Annotated in this window: 16 protein-coding genes and 1 pseudogene; 10 read left to right on the top strand and 7 right to left on the bottom strand. The window is 65.6% G+C overall.

The window, feature by feature from the left end; genetic code table 11:
• Positions 1-5: 5 nt before the first annotated feature.
• Positions 6-452 (top strand): dUTP diphosphatase, encoded by a 447-nt coding sequence (gene dut / locus DIE21_RS34190; RefSeq protein WP_124501777.1) that lies wholly within the window; start codon positions 6-8, stop codon positions 450-452.
• Positions 453-502: 50 nt separating this feature from the next.
• On the opposite strand, the gene DIE21_RS34185 is transcribed toward dut, so the two are convergent.
• The 4 genes from DIE21_RS34185 to clpS form a co-directional block, all read right to left on the bottom strand.
• A complete protein-coding gene (locus DIE21_RS34185; RefSeq protein ID WP_124501776.1) occupies positions 503-1,273 on the bottom strand; it encodes a hypothetical protein in 771 nt (256 codons plus the stop codon).
• 142 nt (positions 1,274-1,415) lie between these two features.
• Positions 1,416-2,795 carry an amino acid permease gene (locus tag DIE21_RS34180; RefSeq protein ID WP_124501775.1) on the bottom strand — a complete coding sequence of 460 codons (1,380 nt, stop codon included), beginning with the start codon at positions 2,793-2,795 and terminating at the stop codon, positions 1,416-1,418.
• A 103-nt stretch (positions 2,796-2,898) separates the two neighbouring features.
• Positions 2,899-5,199 carry an ATP-dependent Clp protease ATP-binding subunit ClpA gene (clpA, locus tag DIE21_RS34175; RefSeq protein ID WP_124501774.1) on the bottom strand — a complete coding sequence of 767 codons (2,301 nt, stop codon included), beginning with the start codon at positions 5,197-5,199 and terminating at the stop codon, positions 2,899-2,901.
• The gene (gene clpS, locus DIE21_RS34170; protein WP_006398529.1) at positions 5,196-5,510 is read right to left on the bottom strand and encodes an ATP-dependent Clp protease adapter ClpS; all 315 of its coding nucleotides are present in this window, start codon (positions 5,508-5,510) and stop codon (positions 5,196-5,198) included. The genes clpA and clpS overlap by 4 nt, the downstream gene beginning before the upstream one ends.
• A 290-nt stretch (positions 5,511-5,800) precedes the next feature.
• Here clpS and DIE21_RS37450 point away from each other — a divergent pair, with 290 nt between their 5' ends.
• Positions 5,801-6,001, top strand: a complete 201-nt coding sequence (locus DIE21_RS37450) for a hypothetical protein (RefSeq protein WP_185640768.1) — start codon at positions 5,801-5,803, stop codon at positions 5,999-6,001.
• A 57-nt stretch (positions 6,002-6,058) separates the two neighbouring features.
• Positions 6,059-6,262: a cold-shock protein gene (locus DIE21_RS34160; RefSeq protein ID WP_004196460.1), complete on the top strand. Its 204-nt coding sequence runs from the start codon at positions 6,059-6,061 to the stop codon at positions 6,260-6,262.
• A 177-nt stretch (positions 6,263-6,439) separates the two neighbouring features.
• Here DIE21_RS34160 and DIE21_RS34155 read toward each other — a convergent pair whose 3' ends face one another.
• Complete coding sequence (locus DIE21_RS34155) at positions 6,440-8,047, bottom strand: multicopper oxidase family protein (RefSeq protein WP_124501773.1); 1,608 nt, start codon at positions 8,045-8,047, stop codon at positions 6,440-6,442.
• A 693-nt stretch (positions 8,048-8,740) separates the two neighbouring features.
• On the opposite strand from DIE21_RS34155, the gene DIE21_RS34150 reads away from it, so the two are divergent.
• On the top strand, positions 8,741-8,965 hold the full coding sequence (locus tag DIE21_RS34150; protein ID WP_124501772.1) for a hypothetical protein: 225 nt from the start codon (positions 8,741-8,743) through the stop codon (positions 8,963-8,965).
• 129 nt (positions 8,966-9,094) lie between these two features.
• Here the strand turns inward: DIE21_RS34150 and DIE21_RS34145 are convergent, their stop codons facing one another.
• A complete protein-coding gene (locus tag DIE21_RS34145) occupies positions 9,095-11,323 on the bottom strand; it encodes an NADP-dependent isocitrate dehydrogenase (RefSeq protein WP_124501771.1) in 2,229 nt (742 codons plus the stop codon).
• Between the two features lie 282 nt (positions 11,324-11,605).
• Complete coding sequence (gene icd / locus DIE21_RS34140; protein ID WP_124501770.1) at positions 11,606-12,862, bottom strand: NADP-dependent isocitrate dehydrogenase; 1,257 nt, start codon at positions 12,860-12,862, stop codon at positions 11,606-11,608.
• A 274-nt stretch (positions 12,863-13,136) separates the two neighbouring features.
• On the opposite strand from icd, the gene DIE21_RS34135 reads away from it, so the two are divergent.
• The 6 genes and pseudogenes from DIE21_RS34135 to DIE21_RS34110 all read left to right on the top strand — a co-directional run.
• Positions 13,137-13,715, top strand: a complete 579-nt coding sequence (locus DIE21_RS34135) for a pseudouridine synthase (RefSeq protein ID WP_185642904.1) — start codon at positions 13,137-13,139, stop codon at positions 13,713-13,715.
• Between the two features lie 288 nt (positions 13,716-14,003).
• Positions 14,004-14,222, top strand: coding sequence for a hypothetical protein (locus DIE21_RS34130; protein ID WP_124501768.1), 219 nt, complete (start codon positions 14,004-14,006; stop codon positions 14,220-14,222).
• Between the two features lie 160 nt (positions 14,223-14,382).
• Positions 14,383-14,883 (top strand): DUF192 domain-containing protein, encoded by a 501-nt coding sequence (locus DIE21_RS34125; RefSeq protein WP_124501767.1) that lies wholly within the window; start codon positions 14,383-14,385, stop codon positions 14,881-14,883.
• 218 nt (positions 14,884-15,101) lie between these two features.
• Entirely contained in the window at positions 15,102-17,213 is a 2,112-nt protein-coding gene (gene fusA, locus DIE21_RS34120; protein WP_124501766.1) for an elongation factor G, read from the top strand.
• A 175-nt stretch (positions 17,214-17,388) separates the two neighbouring features.
• On the top strand, positions 17,389-18,405 hold the full coding sequence (locus DIE21_RS34115) for a HoxN/HupN/NixA family nickel/cobalt transporter (protein ID WP_124501765.1): 1,017 nt from the start codon (positions 17,389-17,391) through the stop codon (positions 18,403-18,405).
• A 283-nt stretch (positions 18,406-18,688) separates the two neighbouring features.
• Positions 18,689-19,273: pseudogene (locus DIE21_RS34110) on the top strand (hypothetical protein); the annotation flags it as partial.

The raw sequence follows: 19,273 nt of genomic DNA, 5'->3' as shown, positions 1-19,273 counted from the left end.
ACCGCATGAAACTCGACCTGAAGATTCTCGACGCGCGCATGCGCGATTACCCGCCCGCCTACGCCACCACCGGCAGCGCGGGCCTCGACCTGCGCGCGTGCCTCGACGCGCCCGTCACGCTGCAGCCGGGCGAAACGACGCTGGTGCCGACGGGCCTCGCGATCCATCTCGCGGATTCCGGCTACGCGGCGCTGATCCTGCCGCGCTCGGGCCTCGGCCACAAGCACGGGATCGTGCTCGGCAACCTCGTCGGCCTGATCGATTCCGACTACCAGGGCCAGCTGATGGTGTCGACGTGGAACCGCGGCCAGACCGAGTTCGTGCTGAACCCGTTCGAGCGGCTCGCGCAGCTCGTGATCGTGCCGGTCGTGCAGGCGCAGTTCAACATCGTCGACGACTTCGCCGAGAGCGATCGCGGCGAAGGCGGCTTCGGCAGCACCGGCCGTCACTGAGCGACGCAGTAAAAAAGGGGCCTCGGCCCCTTTTCTCTTTCCGTGCAGGGTCATTCGCCGGCCGGTTGCACGATTCGCGCGGGCAGCGGTTCGCGTCGCCGCGCCTGCGCGATGCTCGCGTAAATCACCATCGCCACCAGCACGCCGAGCAGCACCGCTGACGAGCCGGCCGTGCCGAGCGCGAGGCCGCCCTTCGCGACCGGCTTCGTCAGCAGGTCGCCGACCGTTGCCCCGAACGGGCGCGTGAGCACGAACGCCGCCCAGAACAGCAGCACGCCGGATATGCGCGTGAAATAGTGCGCGAGCACGATCGCCGCGAGCAGCCCGCCGATCAGCAGCGCGCCGCCACCGAAGCCGAGCCCCGAGCTGTCCGCGAGGAAATCGCCGAGCGCTGTGCCGAGCGTGTTCGAGAACAGGATCGCGATCCAGTACAGCAGTTCGACCTTGCGCGTGCGAATCAGGTCGACCGACAGCGATTCGCCGCTCAGGCGCCACACCGTGAAGATCGCCAGCAGGATCGCGACGAGGATCGACGAGCCCGCCGCATAGCCGAGGCCGAGCGTACGGTCCATGAAGTCGGACATCGTCGTGCCGGCGGTGCTGGTCGCGACGATCACGGCCCAGTAGATCGCCGGGCGATAGCCGGTCGTCCTGAGCTGCGCGCCGAGCGTGACGAGAAAGAATCCGAACAGCAGGATCGAGCTCACCGCGTAGCCGACGTTCAGCGTCATCGACAGCAGGTCGCCGCCGGTTTCGCCGAGCGTCGTCGCGCAGATCTTCATGATCCAGAATGCGAGCGTGATTTGAGGAAGCTTGTTCATTCGAACCCCTTTTGCAGGTGGCGACGGGCTGGCGCGCGCCAACCCGCATCGCGGACAGGTTCGAATGTAGCCGCCGCCGGCTTAACGGAACCTTAGCGGTATTGCACCGCCTCGCCGCACCCGCACGGCGCGAGGTCACGCGTCAACGCGCGTGCTGGTGCCGGTAGTGCAGCGCGTACGCGAGCGTCAGCAGCACGACGAACACGACGCCGATCACCATCGTCATCCGGAATTCGCGCGTGAACGCGGTCGTGAGCAGGATCGCGCCGACGAGCCCCGCACCGAGCAGGCTGCCGAACGGGTGGCCCCACATCCGGAACGCGAGCGCCGGGCCGCGATAGCGTGCACGAAAGCGCAGGTGCGTGACGAAGATCATCAGCCACGTGAACAGCGCGCCGAACATCGCGATCGCCATCATCACGGTGAACGCGGTGTCGGGCGACAGCGCGACCAGCACGGCCGCGACCGCGACGCCGCTGGTCGAGATCCACAGCGCCGCACGCGGCACGCCGTTGTTGCCGAGCCGGCCGAACACCGCCGGCGAGAGCCGCGCGCGCGACAGGCTGAACATCATCCGCGTCGTCACGTAGAGCTGGCTGTTCATCGCCGACAGCGCCGCGATCAGCAGCACCAAGTTGATCACGCCGGCCGCGTACGGCACGTGCGTCGCGGCCATCACCTTCACGAACGGGCTTTCGTCGGTGCCGGCCTGCGTCCACGGCACGATCGCGAGCATCAGCGACAGCGTCAGCAGGTAGAACAGCACGAGCCGGAACACCGTCGAGCGGAACGCGCGCGTGACCGCGTGCTGCGGATCGCGCGCCTCGCCGGCCGCGATCGCGACCGCCTCGATGCTCATGTAGCTGAAGATCGCGACGATCACCGCGACCCACGTGCCCCACGGCCCTTTCGGCATGAAGCCGCCGTGCGCGGTGTAGTTCGCGAAGCCGATGCCCGAAGCCCCCGGCGCCGACCACATGAGATACGCGCCGAGCACGATGAACACGACGATCGCCGCGATCTTCAACAGCGAGAACGCATATTCGACCGCCCCGTACAGCGTGACGCTCGCGAGGTTCACCGCGATCAGCAGCGCGGAGAAGCCGATCACCCAGTACCAGCCGGGCACGGCCGGGAACCAGTACTTCATGAAGACGGCGATCGCGCTGATCTCGGTGCCGATCGCGAACACCACCGCGAACCAGTACGCATAGCGCACGAGATAGCCCGCGAGCGGGCCGACGTAGTGCTCCGCATAGGCGCCGAACGAGCCGGCCGTCGGATGCGCGACCGTCATTTCCGCAAGCGCGCCCATCAGCAGCAGCGCGATCAGCGCGCCGATCGCATACGAGACCAGCACGCTCGGGCCGGCCAGCCCGATCGCGAACCCGCTGCCCAGGAACAGCCCCGTGCCGATCGCGCCGCCGATCGCGATCATCGCCATCTGCCCCGACGTCAGCGCATGGCGCAACCCTTGTTCGCGCGCGACGATGCTGTCGAACGACCGTTGTTGTCGTGTCACTGCGTTACCACTCCCCTGCCCCACCATGGCACCGCCGGCGCCGGATAAAACGAAACGGCGCGGAGAACTTCCCGCGCCGTTCGCATGAACAACGAATTATCGCTTACTCGACTTCGACCGTCTCTTCGTTCGGCTTGTGCGGCGGATTCGCCAGCTTGTCGAACGACAACTGCACCTTGTCGTTTTCGTCGACGTCGACCGTCACATGCCCGCCGTTGACGAGCTTGCCGAACAGCAGTTCGTCGGCCAGCGCGCGACGGATCGTGTCCTGGATCAGCCGCTGCATCGGCCGCGCGCCCATCAGCGGGTCGAAGCCGTGCTTCGCGAGATGCTTGCGCAACGCGTCGGTAAAGAGCGTGTCGACCTTCTTCTCGTGCAGCTGCTCCTCGAGCTGGATCAGGAACTTGTCGACCACGCGCATGATGATTTCCTCATCGAGCGAGCGGAAGCTGATGATCGAATCCAGGCGGTTGCGGAACTCCGGCGTGAACAGGCGCTTGATGTCGGTCATCTCGTCGCCCGTCTCGCGGCGCGTCGTGAAGCCGATCGTCGCCTTCTGCATCGACTCGGCGCCCGCGTTCGTCGTCATGATGATGATGACGTTGCGGAAATCCGCCTTGCGGCCGTTGTTGTCGGTCAGCGTGCCGTGGTCCATCACCTGCAGCAGCACGTTGAAGATGTCCGGATGCGCCTTCTCGATTTCGTCGAGCAGCAGCACGCAGTGCGGCTTCTTCGTGACGGCTTCGGTCAGGAGGCCGCCCTGGTCGAACCCGACATAACCCGGCGGCGCGCCGATCAGGCGGCTCACCGCGTGACGCTCCATGTATTCCGACATGTCGAAGCGGATCAGCTCGATGCCGAGCGTGAACGCGAGCTGGCGCGCCACTTCGGTCTTGCCGACGCCCGTCGGGCCGGAGAACAGGAACGCGCCGATCGGCTTGTCCATCTTGCCGAGGCCCGCGCGCGCCATCTTGATCGATGCGGCGAGCGCGTCGATCGCCGGATCCTGGCCGAACACGACGCTCTTCAGGTCGCGATCGAGCGTCTGCAGCTTGCTGCGATCGTCCTGCGACACGCTCTGCGCCGGCACGCGCGCGATCTTCGAGATGATTTCCTCGATCTCGCTCTTGCCGATCGTCTTCTTCTGCTTCGACTTCGGCAGGATGCGCTGGGCCGCGCCCGCTTCGTCGATCACGTCGATCGCCTTGTCCGGCAGGTGACGGTCGGTGATGAAGCGCGCCGACAGTTCGGCCGCGGCCGAGAGTGCGCCCGACGAATACTTGACGCCGTGATGCTCCTCGAAGCGCGACTTCAGCCCGCGCAGGATCGCGACCGTCTGCTCGACGGTCGGCTCCGTCACGTCGACCTTCTGGAAGCGCCGCGACAGCGCCGCGTCCTTCTCGAAGATGCCGCGATACTCGGTGAAGGTGGTCGCGCCGATGCACTTGAGCGTGCCCGACGACAGCGCCGGCTTCAGCAGGTTCGACGCATCGAGCGTGCCGCCCGATGCGGCGCCCGCGCCGATCAGCGTATGGATCTCGTCGATGAACAGGATCGCGTGCGGACGCTCCTTCAGCTCCTTCAGCACCGTCTTCAGACGCTGCTCGAAGTCGCCGCGATACTTGGTGCCCGCGAGCAGCGCGCCCATGTCGAGCGAATACACCTGCGCGTTCGCGAGGATGTCCGGCACTTCGCCGCGCGTGATGCGATAGGCGAGCCCTTCCGCGATCGCGGTCTTGCCGACGCCGGCCTCGCCGACGAGCAGCGGATTGTTCTTGCGGCGGCGGCACAGCACCTGGACGACGCGCTCGACCTCCGGCTCGCGCCCGATCAGCGGATCGATGCGGCCGTCCTTCGCCATCTGGTTCAGGTTCTGCGTGAACTGCGCGAGCGGGGTTTCCTTCTGCGCGTTCGCGTCCTCGCTTTCCGCGTTCGCGTCGGTCGACTTCGCGGCTTCGCCGCCGTTCGTCTTCGCGATGCCGTGCGAAATGAAGTTCACGACGTCCAGGCGCGTGACGCCCTGCTGCTGCAGGTAATAGACCGCGTGCGAATCCTTCTCGCCGAAGATCGCGACCAGCACGTTCGCGCCGGTCACTTCCTTCTTGCCGTTCGACGTCGACTGGACGTGCATGATCGCGCGCTGGATCACGCGCTGGAAACCGAGCGTCGGCTGGGTATCGACATCGTCGGTGCCCGGGACGGTCGGTGTGTTGTCGTGGATGAAATTGCGCAGGTTCTGACGCAAGTCCTCGATGTTGGCCGCACACGCGCGCAACACCTCGGCTGCCGTCGGATTATCCAGCAGGGCCAGCAGCAGATGCTCGACCGTAATGAACTCATGGCGCGCCTGGCGTGCTTCCATGAACGCCATGTGCAGGCTGACTTCCAATTCCTGGGCAATCATGCTTCCTCCATCACGCACTGCAGCGGATGCCCGGCCTGCCGCGCATGGGTAACGACTTGCTCAACCTTGGTCGACGCGATGTCCCGCGTATAGACCCCACAAACCCCTCGCCCTTCGCGATGGACCTTCAGCATGATCTGCGTGGCCGTCTCGCGATCCTTCTTGAAATACTCCTGTACGACCATCACGACGAACTCCATCGGCGTGAAGTCGTCGTTCAGCAGCACCACCTTGTACATCGAAGGCGGCTTGAGCTTCTGCTGCTTGCGTTCCAGGACGGTGCTGTCCTGCTTGTCCGGGATAATCGCCATACACCCATTCTAAACAACTCGGACAGGCCCGCAATCCTGCCATTACCCGACCGACCGGCCGGCGCCCTCCCTGGTTCCCGACGACCCGCGATCGTCTTCGTGCCATAGGAAAGCCGGCTGCGGTGCCGGCTTTCACGCGTGGCGCGGAACACGAACCGTCAGGGGGAAACCGCACCGGACCGTCGCATTCGCATCCAGTATCCCACAAGCCGGGACGACTCGATCGCGTGTCACTCGAGCCTGGTATATGAACCGATTATGCGACTTTTCAAGTCCGCGCGCTCGGCGGCATGCTGCACAGCAAAGCCGGAAAAACCCTGAAAATGGGTTCTTTACAACGGCCCTCCAACCGTCTAAAAATTCCGCTTGACACTCAAATAAAGAGCGCCAACAATCAAGCTGGCACTTTTTTCAACTCGCCGGTCGGCGAAATGAAAGAGGCCGAAGGTGAGCTTGTGAGGGGGGAACGGCTGTATTTTCCGGTCGTTTAGCTTTTCGAGCGTGCTCGTGGTAAGTAGCAGCGACTGTGTGACAGGGGAAGTAGGAAAATGGCAACTGGTATCGTTAAGTGGTTCAACGACGCGAAGGGCTTCGGTTTCATCACTCCCGACGAGGGCGGTGAAGATCTGTTTGCGCACTTCTCGGCCATCAACATGCAGGGCTTCAAGACCCTGAAGGAAGGCCAGAAGGTGAGCTTCGAGGTCGTTCAAGGGCCGAAGGGCAAACAAGCGTCGAACATCCAGGCCGCGTAAAGGCACCGGATATCGGACGAAGAAACCCGGCATTACGCCGGGTTTCTTTTTTCAGGCCGGCCACTCGTTAATTCGATTGGCCGGCCTTTTCGTTCAATCCCGATAATTGAACACGCATTGTCCGGTCGCACGCGCAGATCGAATGCCGCCATACGCGTGAAACATATTCGATACTCGTCACACGACCTTCAGCGTGCCCATCATGCCGAGATCCTCGTGTTCGAGAATATGGCAGTGAAACATACGCTCGCCGGGCATGTCTTGCGTGACGAGGATCGTCACGGTCTCGCCGCTGCGCACGTTCACGGTATCGCGCCACGCGCGGAACGGCTCGCTCGTGCGCGTGCCGTCCGATGCGCGCTCGATCACCTGGAATTGCGTGCCGTGCAAATGGAACGGGTGATCCATGTCGGTGGCGTTGCGGATCGCCCAGCGCTCGATTTCGCCGCGGCGGCTCGTCAGCGTCGCACGGTGCGGTGCATAGGTCGCGCCGTTGATCGTGAAGCGCATCCCGGCCGGACGGCCATGCGCCGGGCCGTTCATCATCGCGTCCATGTCCATCTCTTCGCCGAACGCGACGTCCTTGTGCGCGACCGGCTCGCCGAGCGCCAGTACCGCGCGCAGCGTCGCCGGCAGCGCACGGGCGGCGGCCGGTGCGAACGCGATGTCGGCCAGCGGCAGCGCCGGATCGGGCGGCAGGCTGCCGTGGCCGTCGTCATGCGACATCGCCATCTTGCGACGGTCGTATTCGGCCGCCTGCAACACGGCGCGTGACGCGCGGTCGCCGGCGCGCACCAGCAGTTCCGCGCGCTCGCCCGGCGCGAGCAGCAGCGACGTCACGCGGCGCGGCGCATCGAACAGCCCGCCATCCGTGCCGACATGCTCGAACGCGCGGCCGTCGTCGAACGCCACGCGCAGGTAGCGCGCGCTGCACGCATTCCACACGCGCCAGCGCTCGTCACTCGCGACGTCGATTCGCGGCCGGCGCGCACCGTTGACCAGCACGAACTGGCCTTCGCGGCCGTTCATCCAGTCCATCATGTCGTTCGGAGGAATCGTGCCGTCGCGCGCGAGCTTCAGGTCGGACACGAACAGGTTGCGCTCGGGCCAGCCGGCGAGCGGATCGTCGGCGGCACGCACGACGAACGGGCCGGCCAGCCCGCGGAACACCTGCTCGGCGGTCATCATGTGCGGATGCGGGTGATACCAGTAGGTGCCGGCACTCCCCTTCGGCAGCGTGAAGCGGTACACGCGCGACGCGCCCGGCGCGACGGGGGCGGACGGGTTGCCGTCCTGGTCGGGCGGCACCGGCAGGCCGTGCCAGTGGATCGTCGACGGTTGCGGCAGCTTGTTCACGAAGCGGATTTCGACCGTGTCGCCCTCGCGTACGTCGATCAGCGGGCCCACCACCGGCCCCTGCGTGCCTGCGCCGAACTGCCAGAACGTCGTCGGACGCGCACCGTGCAGCATCGGACGCGCGACCGGCTGCGCGACCAGCGTCGCGCGGAACGTGCCGGGCTCGCGGCTTTCGTTCGCGAGCGTGCGCAGCGACGCGAGCGGCGCGCCGGCCGGCAGCGCATCGGCCGCCGCGAGCGCGGCCGGCGCCGGCTTCGTGTGCTGCGTGTGGCCCGCCATCCCTGACATGCCCGACATGCCGGGCATGTCGTCCATCTGATCCATGCCTGCCATGCCCGCGTGTCCGGCATGCTGCGCCCAGGCGGTGCGCGCCAACAGCGATGCGGCCGCGACGCCGACGGCGCGGGACAGGAAGGTTCTCCGTATCATCAATCGTTCCTCGTTATTCGTGCTGCGTCGCGCGGCCGTCGCGACACCCGCGCCGGCCAGTGCGGAAGCGCCCGCGCGCGACGCGAAACCTGATGCCCGCGTCATCATAACCGCAGCCCGCGACCGAAGCGCCGCGGCATCGCGCGAGCGGCGATACGCCGCAGTGCGTGGCCGGGCCCGACGGCCCGGGCACCGTTCGCGCGGCATTTTCGATCATCGTCCGATACCGCAACCCCCGCTGCATTCACCGCCGGCCGCCCCGGTCCGCGACCTTCGCCACCCGCTTTCGCCACGCCCGATCGAGGCAATTCGCACCCGCCGTTCGTCCCGACAGCCGCACGCCACGCGCGTTCGATGCATGAACCCGTCAATTTTTCACGATGTGGAACAAGTCTCTGCGTTATAAAAATTCGTGGTGCACGGCACAAATTCGCTGTTTCGCGATGCCAAAAATCGTTCCGCAATACAAAACCACTGAAATAACACATTGTTTTTAAACACGAATTTTTGTTTCGAGAAAGCGTTCTACGCGCACCATCGGGCGCGGCCGCGGACGTAGACTTTGTTCCATGGACTGACGCTTCGCCACGACGTTCGATACGGACCTCGGCGCAAGCAACCAGTCGGGCCACAGCCGGACGAGCCGGCGGGCGGCACAACAGAATCGCTTGTCATCAGAAAGGGAGAACGGAAATGAAGGGATTTCGCTTTGGTTCAGCGCTCGGGTCGTTCTACATCCTGCCGGCAAACGGTGGCTGGGAAGCGACGTTCGGCAACGCTTTGCTCGGCGCGTTCTCGTGCCCGGAAGTCGCGGCCGACCGCATCTCCCGCGGCGACTGCGAGCAGCCGTCCGAACTGGACACGGCCACGCTCGAAGTGCCGGACGAAATCGCCGAATGGGAAATCGTTCACGTCTGAATGGCACGCCTGCAACGAAAAACGCCCCGGGCGACCGGGGCGTTTTCATGTTCGGCGCAACGGCGAGCCGCCGGGCCCGCCGCATCGGCTGCTGCCGCTGCCGTGGCGCGCGCGCTGGCGCGGCCGGCGTCAGGCGACGGCGTCGACGATGCCGTTCAGCGTTGCGCTCGGGCGCATCGCCTGGCTCGTCAGCTCGACGTTCGGACGGTAATAGCCACCGATCGCCTGCGCGTTGCCCTGCGCGGCCGACAGTTCTTCCAGGATGCGCGCTTCGCTGTCGGACAGCGACTTCGCGACGCCTTCGAACTGCGCCTTCAGCGCGGCATCGTCGGTCTGCTCGGCCAGCGCCTGCGCCCAGTACAGGCACAGGTAGAAGTGGCTGCCGCGGTTGTCGAGGCCGCCGACCTTGCGTGCGGGCGACTTGTTCTCGTCCAGGAACTTGCCGGTCGCCTGGTCGAGCGTCTTCGCGAGCACGAGCGCCTTCGGGTTCTGGTACGCATTGCCGAGATGTTCGAGCGACGCGGCCAGCGCGAGGAATTCGCCAAGCGAATCCCAGCGCAGGAAGCCTTCCTCGACGAACTGCTGCACGTGCTTCGGTGCCGAGCCGCCCGCGCCCGTTTCGAACATCCCGCCGCCTGCCATCAGCGGCACGATCGACAGCATCTTCGCGCTGGTGCCGAGTTCCATGATCGGGAACAGGTCGGTCAGGTAGTCGCGCAGCACGTTGCCCGTGACCGAGATCGTGTCCTTGCCCGCGCGGATGCGCTCGAGCGAGAAGCGCGTCGCGTCGACCGGGGTCATGACGCGAATGTCGAGGCCGTTCGTGTCGTGATCCTTCAGGTAGCGTTCGACCTTCGCGATGATCTGCGCATCGTGCGCACGTGCCGGGTCGAGCCAGAACACGGCCGGCGCGCCGGTCGCGCGGGCGCGGTTCACCGCGAGCTTGACCCAGTCCTGCACCGGCGCGTCCTTCGTCTGGCACATGCGCCAGATGTCGCCCGACTCGACCGCGTGCTCGAGCAGCACGTTGCCGGCTTCGTCGGTGACGCGCACGACGCCGTCGGCCGGGATCAGGAACGTCTTGTCGTGCGAACCGTATTCCTCGGCCGCCTGCGCCATCAGGCCGACGTTCGGCACGCTGCCCATCGTGACCGGATCGAGTGCGCCGTGCTGCTTGCAGTCCTCGATCACGGCCTGGTAGACGCCCGCGTAGCAGCGGTCCGGAATCACGGCCTTCGCGTCGTACAGTTCGCCGTCCGGCCCCCACATGCAGCCCGACTCGCGGATCATCGCCGGCATCGATGCGTCGACGATCACGTCGCTCGGCACATGCAGGTTCGTGATGCCCTTGTCCGAGTTGACCATCGCGAGACGCGGACGCGCTGCGTATTCAGCCTTGACGTCGGCTTCGATCGCTTCGCGCGTGTCGGCCGGCAGGTCCTTCAGGCGCGCGTACAGGTCGCCGATCCCGTTGTTCGGGTTGAAGCCGGCCTGCGCCAGCACGTCCGCGTGCTTCTCGAGCGCGTCGCGGTAGAACACCGACACGAAGTGACCGAACAGGATCGGGTCCGAGACCTTCATCATGGTTGCCTTCAGGTGCACCGAGAACAGCACGTCCTGCGCCTTCGCGTCGGCGATCTGCGCTTCGATGAAGCTGCGCAGCGCCTTGCGGCTCATCACCGATGCGTCGATGACCTCACCGGCCTTCACGGCCGTCTTTTCCTTCAGCACCTGCTTCGCGCCGTCGGCCGTCGTGAGTTCGATCTTCACGCTGCCGGCCTCGGCGATCAGCGCCGACTTTTCGCTGCCGTAGAAGTCGCCCTCGCTCATGTGCGCGACGTGCGCCTTCGACGTGGCCTTCCAGGCGCCCATCTTGTGCGGGTGCTTGCGTGCGTAGTTCTTGACCGACAGCGGCGCGCGGCGGTCGGAGTTGCCTTCGCGCAGCACCGGGTTCACCGCGCTGCCCTTGATCTTGTCGTAGCGGGCCTTGACGGCCTTCTCTTCGTCGCTCGACGGCTCTTCCGGATACGCCGGCAGCTGGTAGCCCTGCGCCTGCAGTTCGGCGATCGCGGCCTTGAGCTGCGGCACCGAAGCGCTGATGTTCGGCAGCTTGATGATGTTCGCTTCCGGCTTCAGCGTGAGCTGGCCCAGTTCGGCCAGATCGTCGGAACCCTTCTGCTCCGGCGGCAGGACGTCGGCGAATGCCGCGATGATGCGGCCGGCGAGCGAGATGTCGCGCGTTTCGACGGCGACGCCCGACGAGCGCGTGAAGGCCTTGACGATCGGCAGCAGCGAATAGGTCGCGAGCGCAGGCGCTTCGTCGGTGAGGGTGTAGATGATCTTGGGCGAAGTGGACATGGTGGTCAAAGCATTGCTACGTGATTGTTGAACTGAGGAGCGCCGGCGGTAACCGGCGGGGAGCGACCGGGTGGATCGCGAAAGGGGCGCGCCGGCTCAGCCGGGCGGTGGTGTTGCGAGGGCCGTCATGTTCTACCTTGCAGGGCATGCAGGCCGCATCGCGGCGCCGCGGCCCGCATGCCGGGCCACCCTGCCAACAAACCTGCCATCCACGAAACGCCCCGGCGCCGGCAGCAGGCGCCGGGGCGGCCGGCTCCGCGCCGGCCGACCCCGGAAGGGGTCTTACATGTTCTCGATCAGCACTTCGCCGAAGCCGGAGCACGACACCTGCGTCGCGCCTTCCATCAGGCGCGCGAAGTCGTACGTGACGCGCTTCTGCAGGATCGACTTTTCCATCGCGGCGATGATGGTGTCGGCCGCTTCCGCCCAGCCGAGGTGGCGCAGCATCATTTCCGCCGACAGGATCTCGGAACCGGGGTTCACGTAATCCTTGCCCGCGTACTTCGGCGCCGTGCCGTGCGTCGCCTCGAACATCGCGACCGAATCCGACAGGTTCGCGCCCGGCGCGATCCCGATGCCGCCGACCTGCGCGGCCAGTGCGTCGGAGATGTAGTCGCCGTTCAGGTTCAGCGTCGCGATCACGTCGTATTCGGCCGGACGCAGCAGGATCTGTTGCAGGAACGCGTCGGCGATCGAATCCTTGATGACGATCTCGCTACCCGTCTTCGGGTTCTTCACGCGCATCCACGGGCCGCCGTCGATCAGCTCACCGCCGAATTCCTTCTGCGCGAGCGCGTAGCCGGCGTCACGGAACAGGCCTTCCGTGAACTTCATGATGTTGCCCTTGTGCACCAGCGTGACCGACTTGCGATCGTTGTCGATCGCGTACTGGATCGCCTTGCGCACGAGACGCTCGGTGCCTTCGGTCGACACGGGCTTGACGCCGATCCCCGAGGTTTCCGGGAAGCGGATCTTCTTCACGCCCATTTCGTCCTGCAGGAACTTGATGACCTTCTTCGCCTGCTCGGAGCCCGCGGCCCATTCGATGCCCGCGTAGATGTCTTCCGAGTTCTCGCGGAAGATCACCATGTCGATCTTTTGCGGCTCGCGCACCGGCGACGGCACGCCCTTGAAATACTGGACCGGGCGCAGGCACACGTAGAGGTCGAGCTCCTGGCGCAGCGCGACGTTCAGCGAACGGATGCCGCCGCCGACCGGGGTCGTCAGCGGCCCCTTGATCGACACCACGTATTCCTTGAGCACCTGCAGCGTCTCGTCCGGCAGCCACACGTCCGGACCGTACACCTTCGTCGCCTTCTCGCCCGCGAAGATCTCCATCCAGTGGATCTTGCGCTTGCCCTTGTAGGCATGCGCGACCGCCGCGTCGACGACCTTGATCATGACCGGCGTGATATCGAAGCCCGTACCGTCGCCTTCGATATAGGGAATGATCGGCTGATCGGAAACGTTGAGCGAGAAGTCCTTGTTGACGGTGATCTTGTCACCGCCCTCCGGAACCTTGATGTGCTGATACGGCATGATCGACTCCAGTGACGTGGCTGAGCAGGTGATGCTGGTCGAAACTGCGCGCGGCGAGGCGGCCTTGCCACCCTCGTGACGGCGACAGCGAGCCGCTATTCTAGCGCCCCAACCGGGGCCGGCGGCACGAAGCGCGACGCTGCGTATCAAGTCTTCCCTTATGTCTTATATAAGACAGATGACTTGCCGTTCCGTATTATGCATTAAGATTCCGCCATTTGCCATAGACCGCCCGCCCCGCTTCCCCGCGGCGCGCCGGGCGGGCGCCCCCGCCATGACCCTGATCGCCCTCAACAAGCCGTTCGGCACGATTTGCCAGTTTTCCGCGCACGAGACGCGGCCGTCGCTCGGCGACTGGGTAACGACACCCGGCGTCTACCCGGCCGGCCGGCTCGACGCGGACAGCGAGGGCCTGCTGCTGCTCACCGACGACGGCGCGCTGCAGGCGCGCATCGCGGAGCCGCGCCACAAGCTCGTCAAGCGCTACTGGGCGCAGGTCGACGGCGCGCCGGGTCCGGCCGACCTGAAGGCGCTCGCGCGCGGCGTCGATCTCGGCGACTACGTGACGCGCCCGTGCCGCGCCGAATTCATCGAACCGCCCGACGCGCTGTGGGCGCGCAATCCGCCGATCCGCTACCGCGCCGCGATCCCGACCACGTGGATCGAGCTCGCGATCACCGAAGGCAAGAACCGGCAGGTGCGCCGGATGACGGCCGCGATCGGCTTCCCGACGTTGCGTCTCGTGCGCGTCGGCATCGGCTCGCTCGACATATTCGCGCTCGGCATTGCACCGGGCGAAACAATCGCGCTGCCGCCGCGGGCCCCGTGGGACGGTTTCTCCCGCGACGCATGACCGCGTCGGCTACTTTCGATTTTTCGTCATCTTTTTCGTCAACCGCCGGCGAAGATCGCGCGTTAAACCACGCAGATGCCACCCTAAGCTATCCGGCATTGGCAGCCGAACCGGTATTTCCGTGTTTGCGTCACGAAAGCGACGTTTTCTTCGAATACGATTCGGCGCCCGCAGCGCAATGAGAAATTTCTCGGAGCGTCTGTCAACCGAAAGGTGGATGGCACCGTTAGACGTCATGACTCCCATGCCGGGTCATTTGGTTAATTAACTAAAGCTGAGGAACACAACATGAACAAACTGATCGCCGCTCTGGTCGCTGGTCTCTTCGCAACGGCTGCTTTCGCACAAGCTTCGGCTCCGGCTGCTGCTTCGGCTGCTGCTCCGGCAGAAGCTGCTTCGGCACCGGCAAAGAAGGCAACGCACAAGAAGCACCACGCAGCGAAGAAGCACCACGCTGCCAAGAAGGCTGCAAGCGAAGCCGAAGCTCCGGCCGCTGCTTCGAACTAAGCAAGCTGGTTGTAATAACGCAGTCAAGAACACGCAGTCTTGCCGTTCTTACGGCGTTGAAAGGCAGATCACCGCGAGGCGATCTGCCTTTTTCTTTTTTGTGCCCGCCTGCGTGCTTCGCGTACCATGCGGGTCTCGTTTTCCCGATAGGAGCCCTGCTGTGCGATTCTCCCTGCGCTCATCGCTCGGCCGCCTTGCGCGCGCCGCCGTGTTTCCCGCCGCGCTCGCCGTCCTCGCATTCGGCGTACAGGCCGCCCACGCGCAGATGCCGCCCGGTGCCAAGCAGCCGAGCGAGTTCCCGCGCGCGAAGCTGCGCGCCGGCATGTACGTGATCGACGCGGCCGTCGCCGCGAACGACGCCGACCGCGAACAGGGGCTGATGTACCGGTCGCAGCTCGCGCCGAACGAAGGCATGCTGTTCGTGTTCAACGAGAACGCCGTGCACTGCTTCTGGATGAAGAACACGCTGATCCCGCTGTCGATCGCATTCATCCGCGCGGACGGCACGATCACCGACATCGACGAGATGCGGGCCGAGACGACCGACAACCACTGCCCGCGCAACAACGGCGTCTATGCGCTCGAAATGAGCAAGGGCTGGTTCGCCGCGAAGGGCATCAAGGCGGGCATGAAGCTCGACGGGCTGCCCAAGCCCCAGTAACGGCGCATGCCGCGGCGGCGCCGCGCATCGACCGAAGCCGGCCGCCCGTTGCGCGCCGGCTTTTTTTTCGCCTGCCGGCGCCGGCGCGCGCCTTGATTCGGCAGACGCCGCCCGCATCTGCAAAAGCCACGGACAAGCGCTATGCTTTAAATCTAGCTTGTTCCAACCCGGGCCGACTCAGCCGGCCCGCTTACGATCCGAACCACCAGGAGGTTCACGTGCCCCGCAAAACCCCCATCGAGCGCTATCGCAACATCGGGATCAGCGCTCACATCGATGCCGGCAAGACCACGACGACCGAGCGCATCCTGTTTTACACCGGCGTGAGCCACAAGATCGGTGAAGTGCACGACGGCGCGGCCACGATGGACTGGATGGAGCAGGAGCAGGAGCGCGGCATCACGATCACGTCGGCTGCTACCACGGCCTTCTGGAAGGGCATGGCCGGCAACTATCCCGAACACCGGATCAACATCATCGACACCCCCGGGCACGTCGACTTCACGATCGAAGTGGAGCGTTCGATGCGCGTGCTCGACGGCGCGTGCATGGTCTACGACTCGGTCGGCGGCGTGCAGCCGCAGTCCGAAACCGTGTGGCGCCAGGCGAACAAGTACAAGGTGCCGCGCATCGCGTTCGTCAACAAGATGGACCGTGTCGGTGCGGACTTCTTCCGCGTGCAGCGCCAGATCGGCGAGCGCCTGAAGGGCGTCGCCGTGCCGATCCAGATTCCGATCGGCGCGGAAGATCATTTCCAGGGCGTCGTCGATCTCGTCAAGATGAAGGCGATCGTCTGGGACGACGAAAGCCAGGGCGTGAAGTTCACCTACGAGGACATCCCGGCGAATCTCGTCGAGCTCGCGCACGAATGGCGCGAGAAGATGGTCGAGGCCGCGGCGGAAGCCAGCGAGGAACTGCTCGAGAAATACCTGCACGACCATGAATCGCTGACCGAGGACGAGATCAAGGCCGCGCTGCGCCAGCGCACGATCGCGAACGAGATCGTGCCGATGCTGTGCGGCAGCGCGTTCAAGAACAAGGGCGTGCAGGCGATGCTCGACGCGGTGATCGACTACCTGCCGTCGCCGGTCGACGTGCCGGCCATCCTCGGCCACGACTTCGCCGATCCGGAAAAACCGGCGGAACGTCATCCGAGCGACGACGAGCCGTTCTCGTCGCTCGCGTTCAAGATCATGACCGACCCGTTCGTCGGCCAGCTGATCTTCTTCCGCGTGTATTCGGGTGTCGTCGAATCGGGCGATACGGTGCTGAACGCGACCAAGGACAAGAAGGAGCGGCTCGGCCGGATCCTGCAGATGCACGCGAACGAGCGCAAGGAAATCAAGGAAGTGCGCGCGGGCGACATCGCGGCGGCAGTCGGCCTGAAGGAAGCGACGACGGGCGACACGCTGTGCGATCCGGTCAAGCCGATCATCCTCGAGAAGATGGAATTTCCGGAGCCGGTGATCTCGCAGGCCGTCGAGCCGAAGACGAAGGCCGACCAGGAAAAGATGGGCCTCGCGCTGAACCGTCTCGCGCAGGAAGATCCGTCGTTCCGCGTGCAGACCGACGAGGAATCCGGCCAGACGATCATCTCGGGGATGGGCGAGCTGCACCTCGAAATCCTGGTCGACCGGATGAAGCGCGAGTTCGGCGTCGAGGCGACGGTCGGCAAGCCGCAGGTCGCGTATCGCGAGACGGTGCGCACGAAGGCGACCGACGTCGAAGGCAAGTTCGTCAAGCAGTCGGGCGGGCGCGGCCAGTACGGGCATGCGGTGATCACGCTCGAGCCGAACCCCGGCAAGGGCTATGAGTTCCTCGACGAGATCAAGGGCGGCGTGATTCCGCGCGAATTCATCCCGGCTGTCGACAAGGGCATCACCGAAACGCTGAAGAGCGGCGTGCTCGCGGGCTACCCGGTCGTCGACGTGAAGGTGCACCTGACGTTCGGCTCGTACCACGACGTCGACTCGAACGAAAACGCGTTCCGGATGGCCGGCTCGATGGCGTTCAAGGAAGCGATGCGCAAGGCGAAGCCGGTACTGCTCGAGCCGATGATGGCCGTCGAGGTCGAAACGCCCGAGGATTTCATGGGCAACGTGATGGGCGACCTGTCGAGCCGGCGCGGCATCGTGCAGGGGATGGAGGACATCGCGGGCGGCGGCGGCAAGCTGGTGCGCGCCGAGGTGCCGCTTGCCGAGATGTTCGGCTATTCGACGTCGCTGCGCTCGGCCACGCAGGGCCGCGCGACCTACACGATGGAGTTCAAGCACTACGCGGAAACGCCGGCGAACGTGTCGGAAGCCGTGATCAACGCGAAAGTGAAGTAAGCGCGGGGCGCACGCCCTGCTGCGCGCAAGCGCCAGGCCCGTCCGGTTCCGGACGGGCTTTTTTTCGTCCGTCGAACGCGGCGAGGCGGGTGGCCGACGACGTTTTTGATCGGCACGCCAGGTATCTTTTTCGCATGCCACAATGCATCGCGATTCGTCCGATGGAACCACCCCGATGCCGCCCACCCCTGCCCTGCGCCGCCTGCTGATGCTGTATGCCGGCCTGATCGCCGCGAACGCCGCCGTCTGGCTATGGACGCTCGCGGTGCTGCGCGACCATCCGCTGCTGCTCGGCACCGCGGCGATCGCGTACGGGCTCGGGCTGCGTCATGCGGTCGACGCCGACCACATCGCCGCGATCGACGTGGCGACGCGCAAGCTGATGCAGGAAGGCCAGCGCCCGGTGACCGTCGGCCTGTTCTTCTCGCTCGGCCACTCGACGATCGTGATCGCCGCGACGCTTGGCATCGCGCTGACCGCGTTCGCGCTGCGCGACCGCTTCGACGCATTCCGCGAGATCGGCGGGACGATCGGCACGGCGGTGTCCGCGACCTTCCTGCTGGTGCTCGCGTGCATGAACCTGGTGATCCTGCGCGGCGTATGGCGGCGCTATCGCGGCACGCCGGACCATGCTCACGGCGGCGCGCACACGCATCGCGCCGGCGGCCTCGTATCGCGGCTGCTGCGCCCGCTGTTCCGGTTCGTGTCGAAAAGCTGGCACATGTATCCGGTCGGCGTGCTGTTCGGCCTCGGTTTCGATACTGCAACAGAAATCGCGCTGCTCGCGATCGCGGCCGCGCAGGCGAGCCACGCGCTGCCGCTCTATACGGTCATGCTGTTTCCCGCGCTGTTCGCGGCCGGCATGACGCTGATCGACTCGACCGACAATGTGCTGATGATTCACGCATACGGTTGGGCGATGGACGACCCGCAGCGCAAGCTGCTCTATAACGCGAGCATCACGCTGCTGTCCGCGGTCGTCGCGCTGGCCGTCGGCGGGGTCGAGGCCGCGGGCCTGCTCGCCGACAAACTGTCGCTGACGGGCCCCGTACGCGATGCGCTCGATGCGCTCGGCGAGCACTTCGGGCCGATCGGTTACGGCATCGTCGCGCTGTTTCTCGTCGCTTGGGTCGGGTCGATCCTCTGCCATCGCTGGGCGCGTGCTGCCGACACAACGGCACGCCAAACGTAGTCAGACGTTTCATTTCAGAAACAGAAAGCGCACAACGGCGTCGCGCGCGCTATCGCGCGCGACATGCGCCCCTTGCGCCACGGGCGTAGCCCGCCGGTGGCACGAATCTCGCAGTTAGGGATTCGCACGGCGGGCCCGCGTGCCGATCCGTGTTCGCGGCTGGCCTCAGGTGCCGGTCCGACACGCATCGGCCATCGAAACGACATTGCATCGTTGCTGGTCCCCTTGCATCACACGTGATCGACGCGCGTAACGAGGCATCGCGCGTACCGGGAGGCCAATGATGAGCATAACGAAACAACTGTCCCGTGCGACGGGACGGTGCTATCGCACGACCCTGCTGGCCGCAGCCGCGATTGCGTGCTGCTGCTCGTATGCCGTCGCGCAGGACACGACAACTGTCGTGCCGGTGACTGCGCTGCCGGGTGACGGCACTTCCACTGCCCCGCCCGCCCAGGTCGAGCAGAACGCGGCGCCTGACGCCGCGGCCAATGCGAACCCTGGAGCCGACGCCGTGACGATGTTGGCCGGGAACGCAGCGTCATGTGCGGCCAACCCGGCCGCTTGCGCGGTGCTCGTGTATGCCGGCGGAGGTATCGGCGGCAATGGCGGCAGCGGTGCCGACGGAAGCAGCGGCAGCGGCAGCCCGGGCAGCGGCGGAAACAACGGCAACGGCGCCGTCGGCCCCGCAGGCACCGGCGGGACGGGCAGTACGGGCGGCTCGAGCGGCACCGGCCGCGGCGGCAATGCTTCCGGCAGCGGAGGTTCGGGCGGCAGTTCTTCCGGTGGTGGCTCTTCCGGTGGTGGCTCTTCCGGTGGCGGCTCTTCCGGTGGTGGCCATGGTGGCGGTGGCGGCGGTGGTGGCGGC

The sequence above is a fragment of the Burkholderia sp. Bp9140 genome, assembly GCF_003853425.1.
Taxonomy (GTDB): domain Bacteria; phylum Pseudomonadota; class Gammaproteobacteria; order Burkholderiales; family Burkholderiaceae; genus Burkholderia.
The sequence above is the reverse complement of the archived record's forward strand: the minus strand, read 5'-3'. Positions and strand labels throughout refer to the sequence as shown.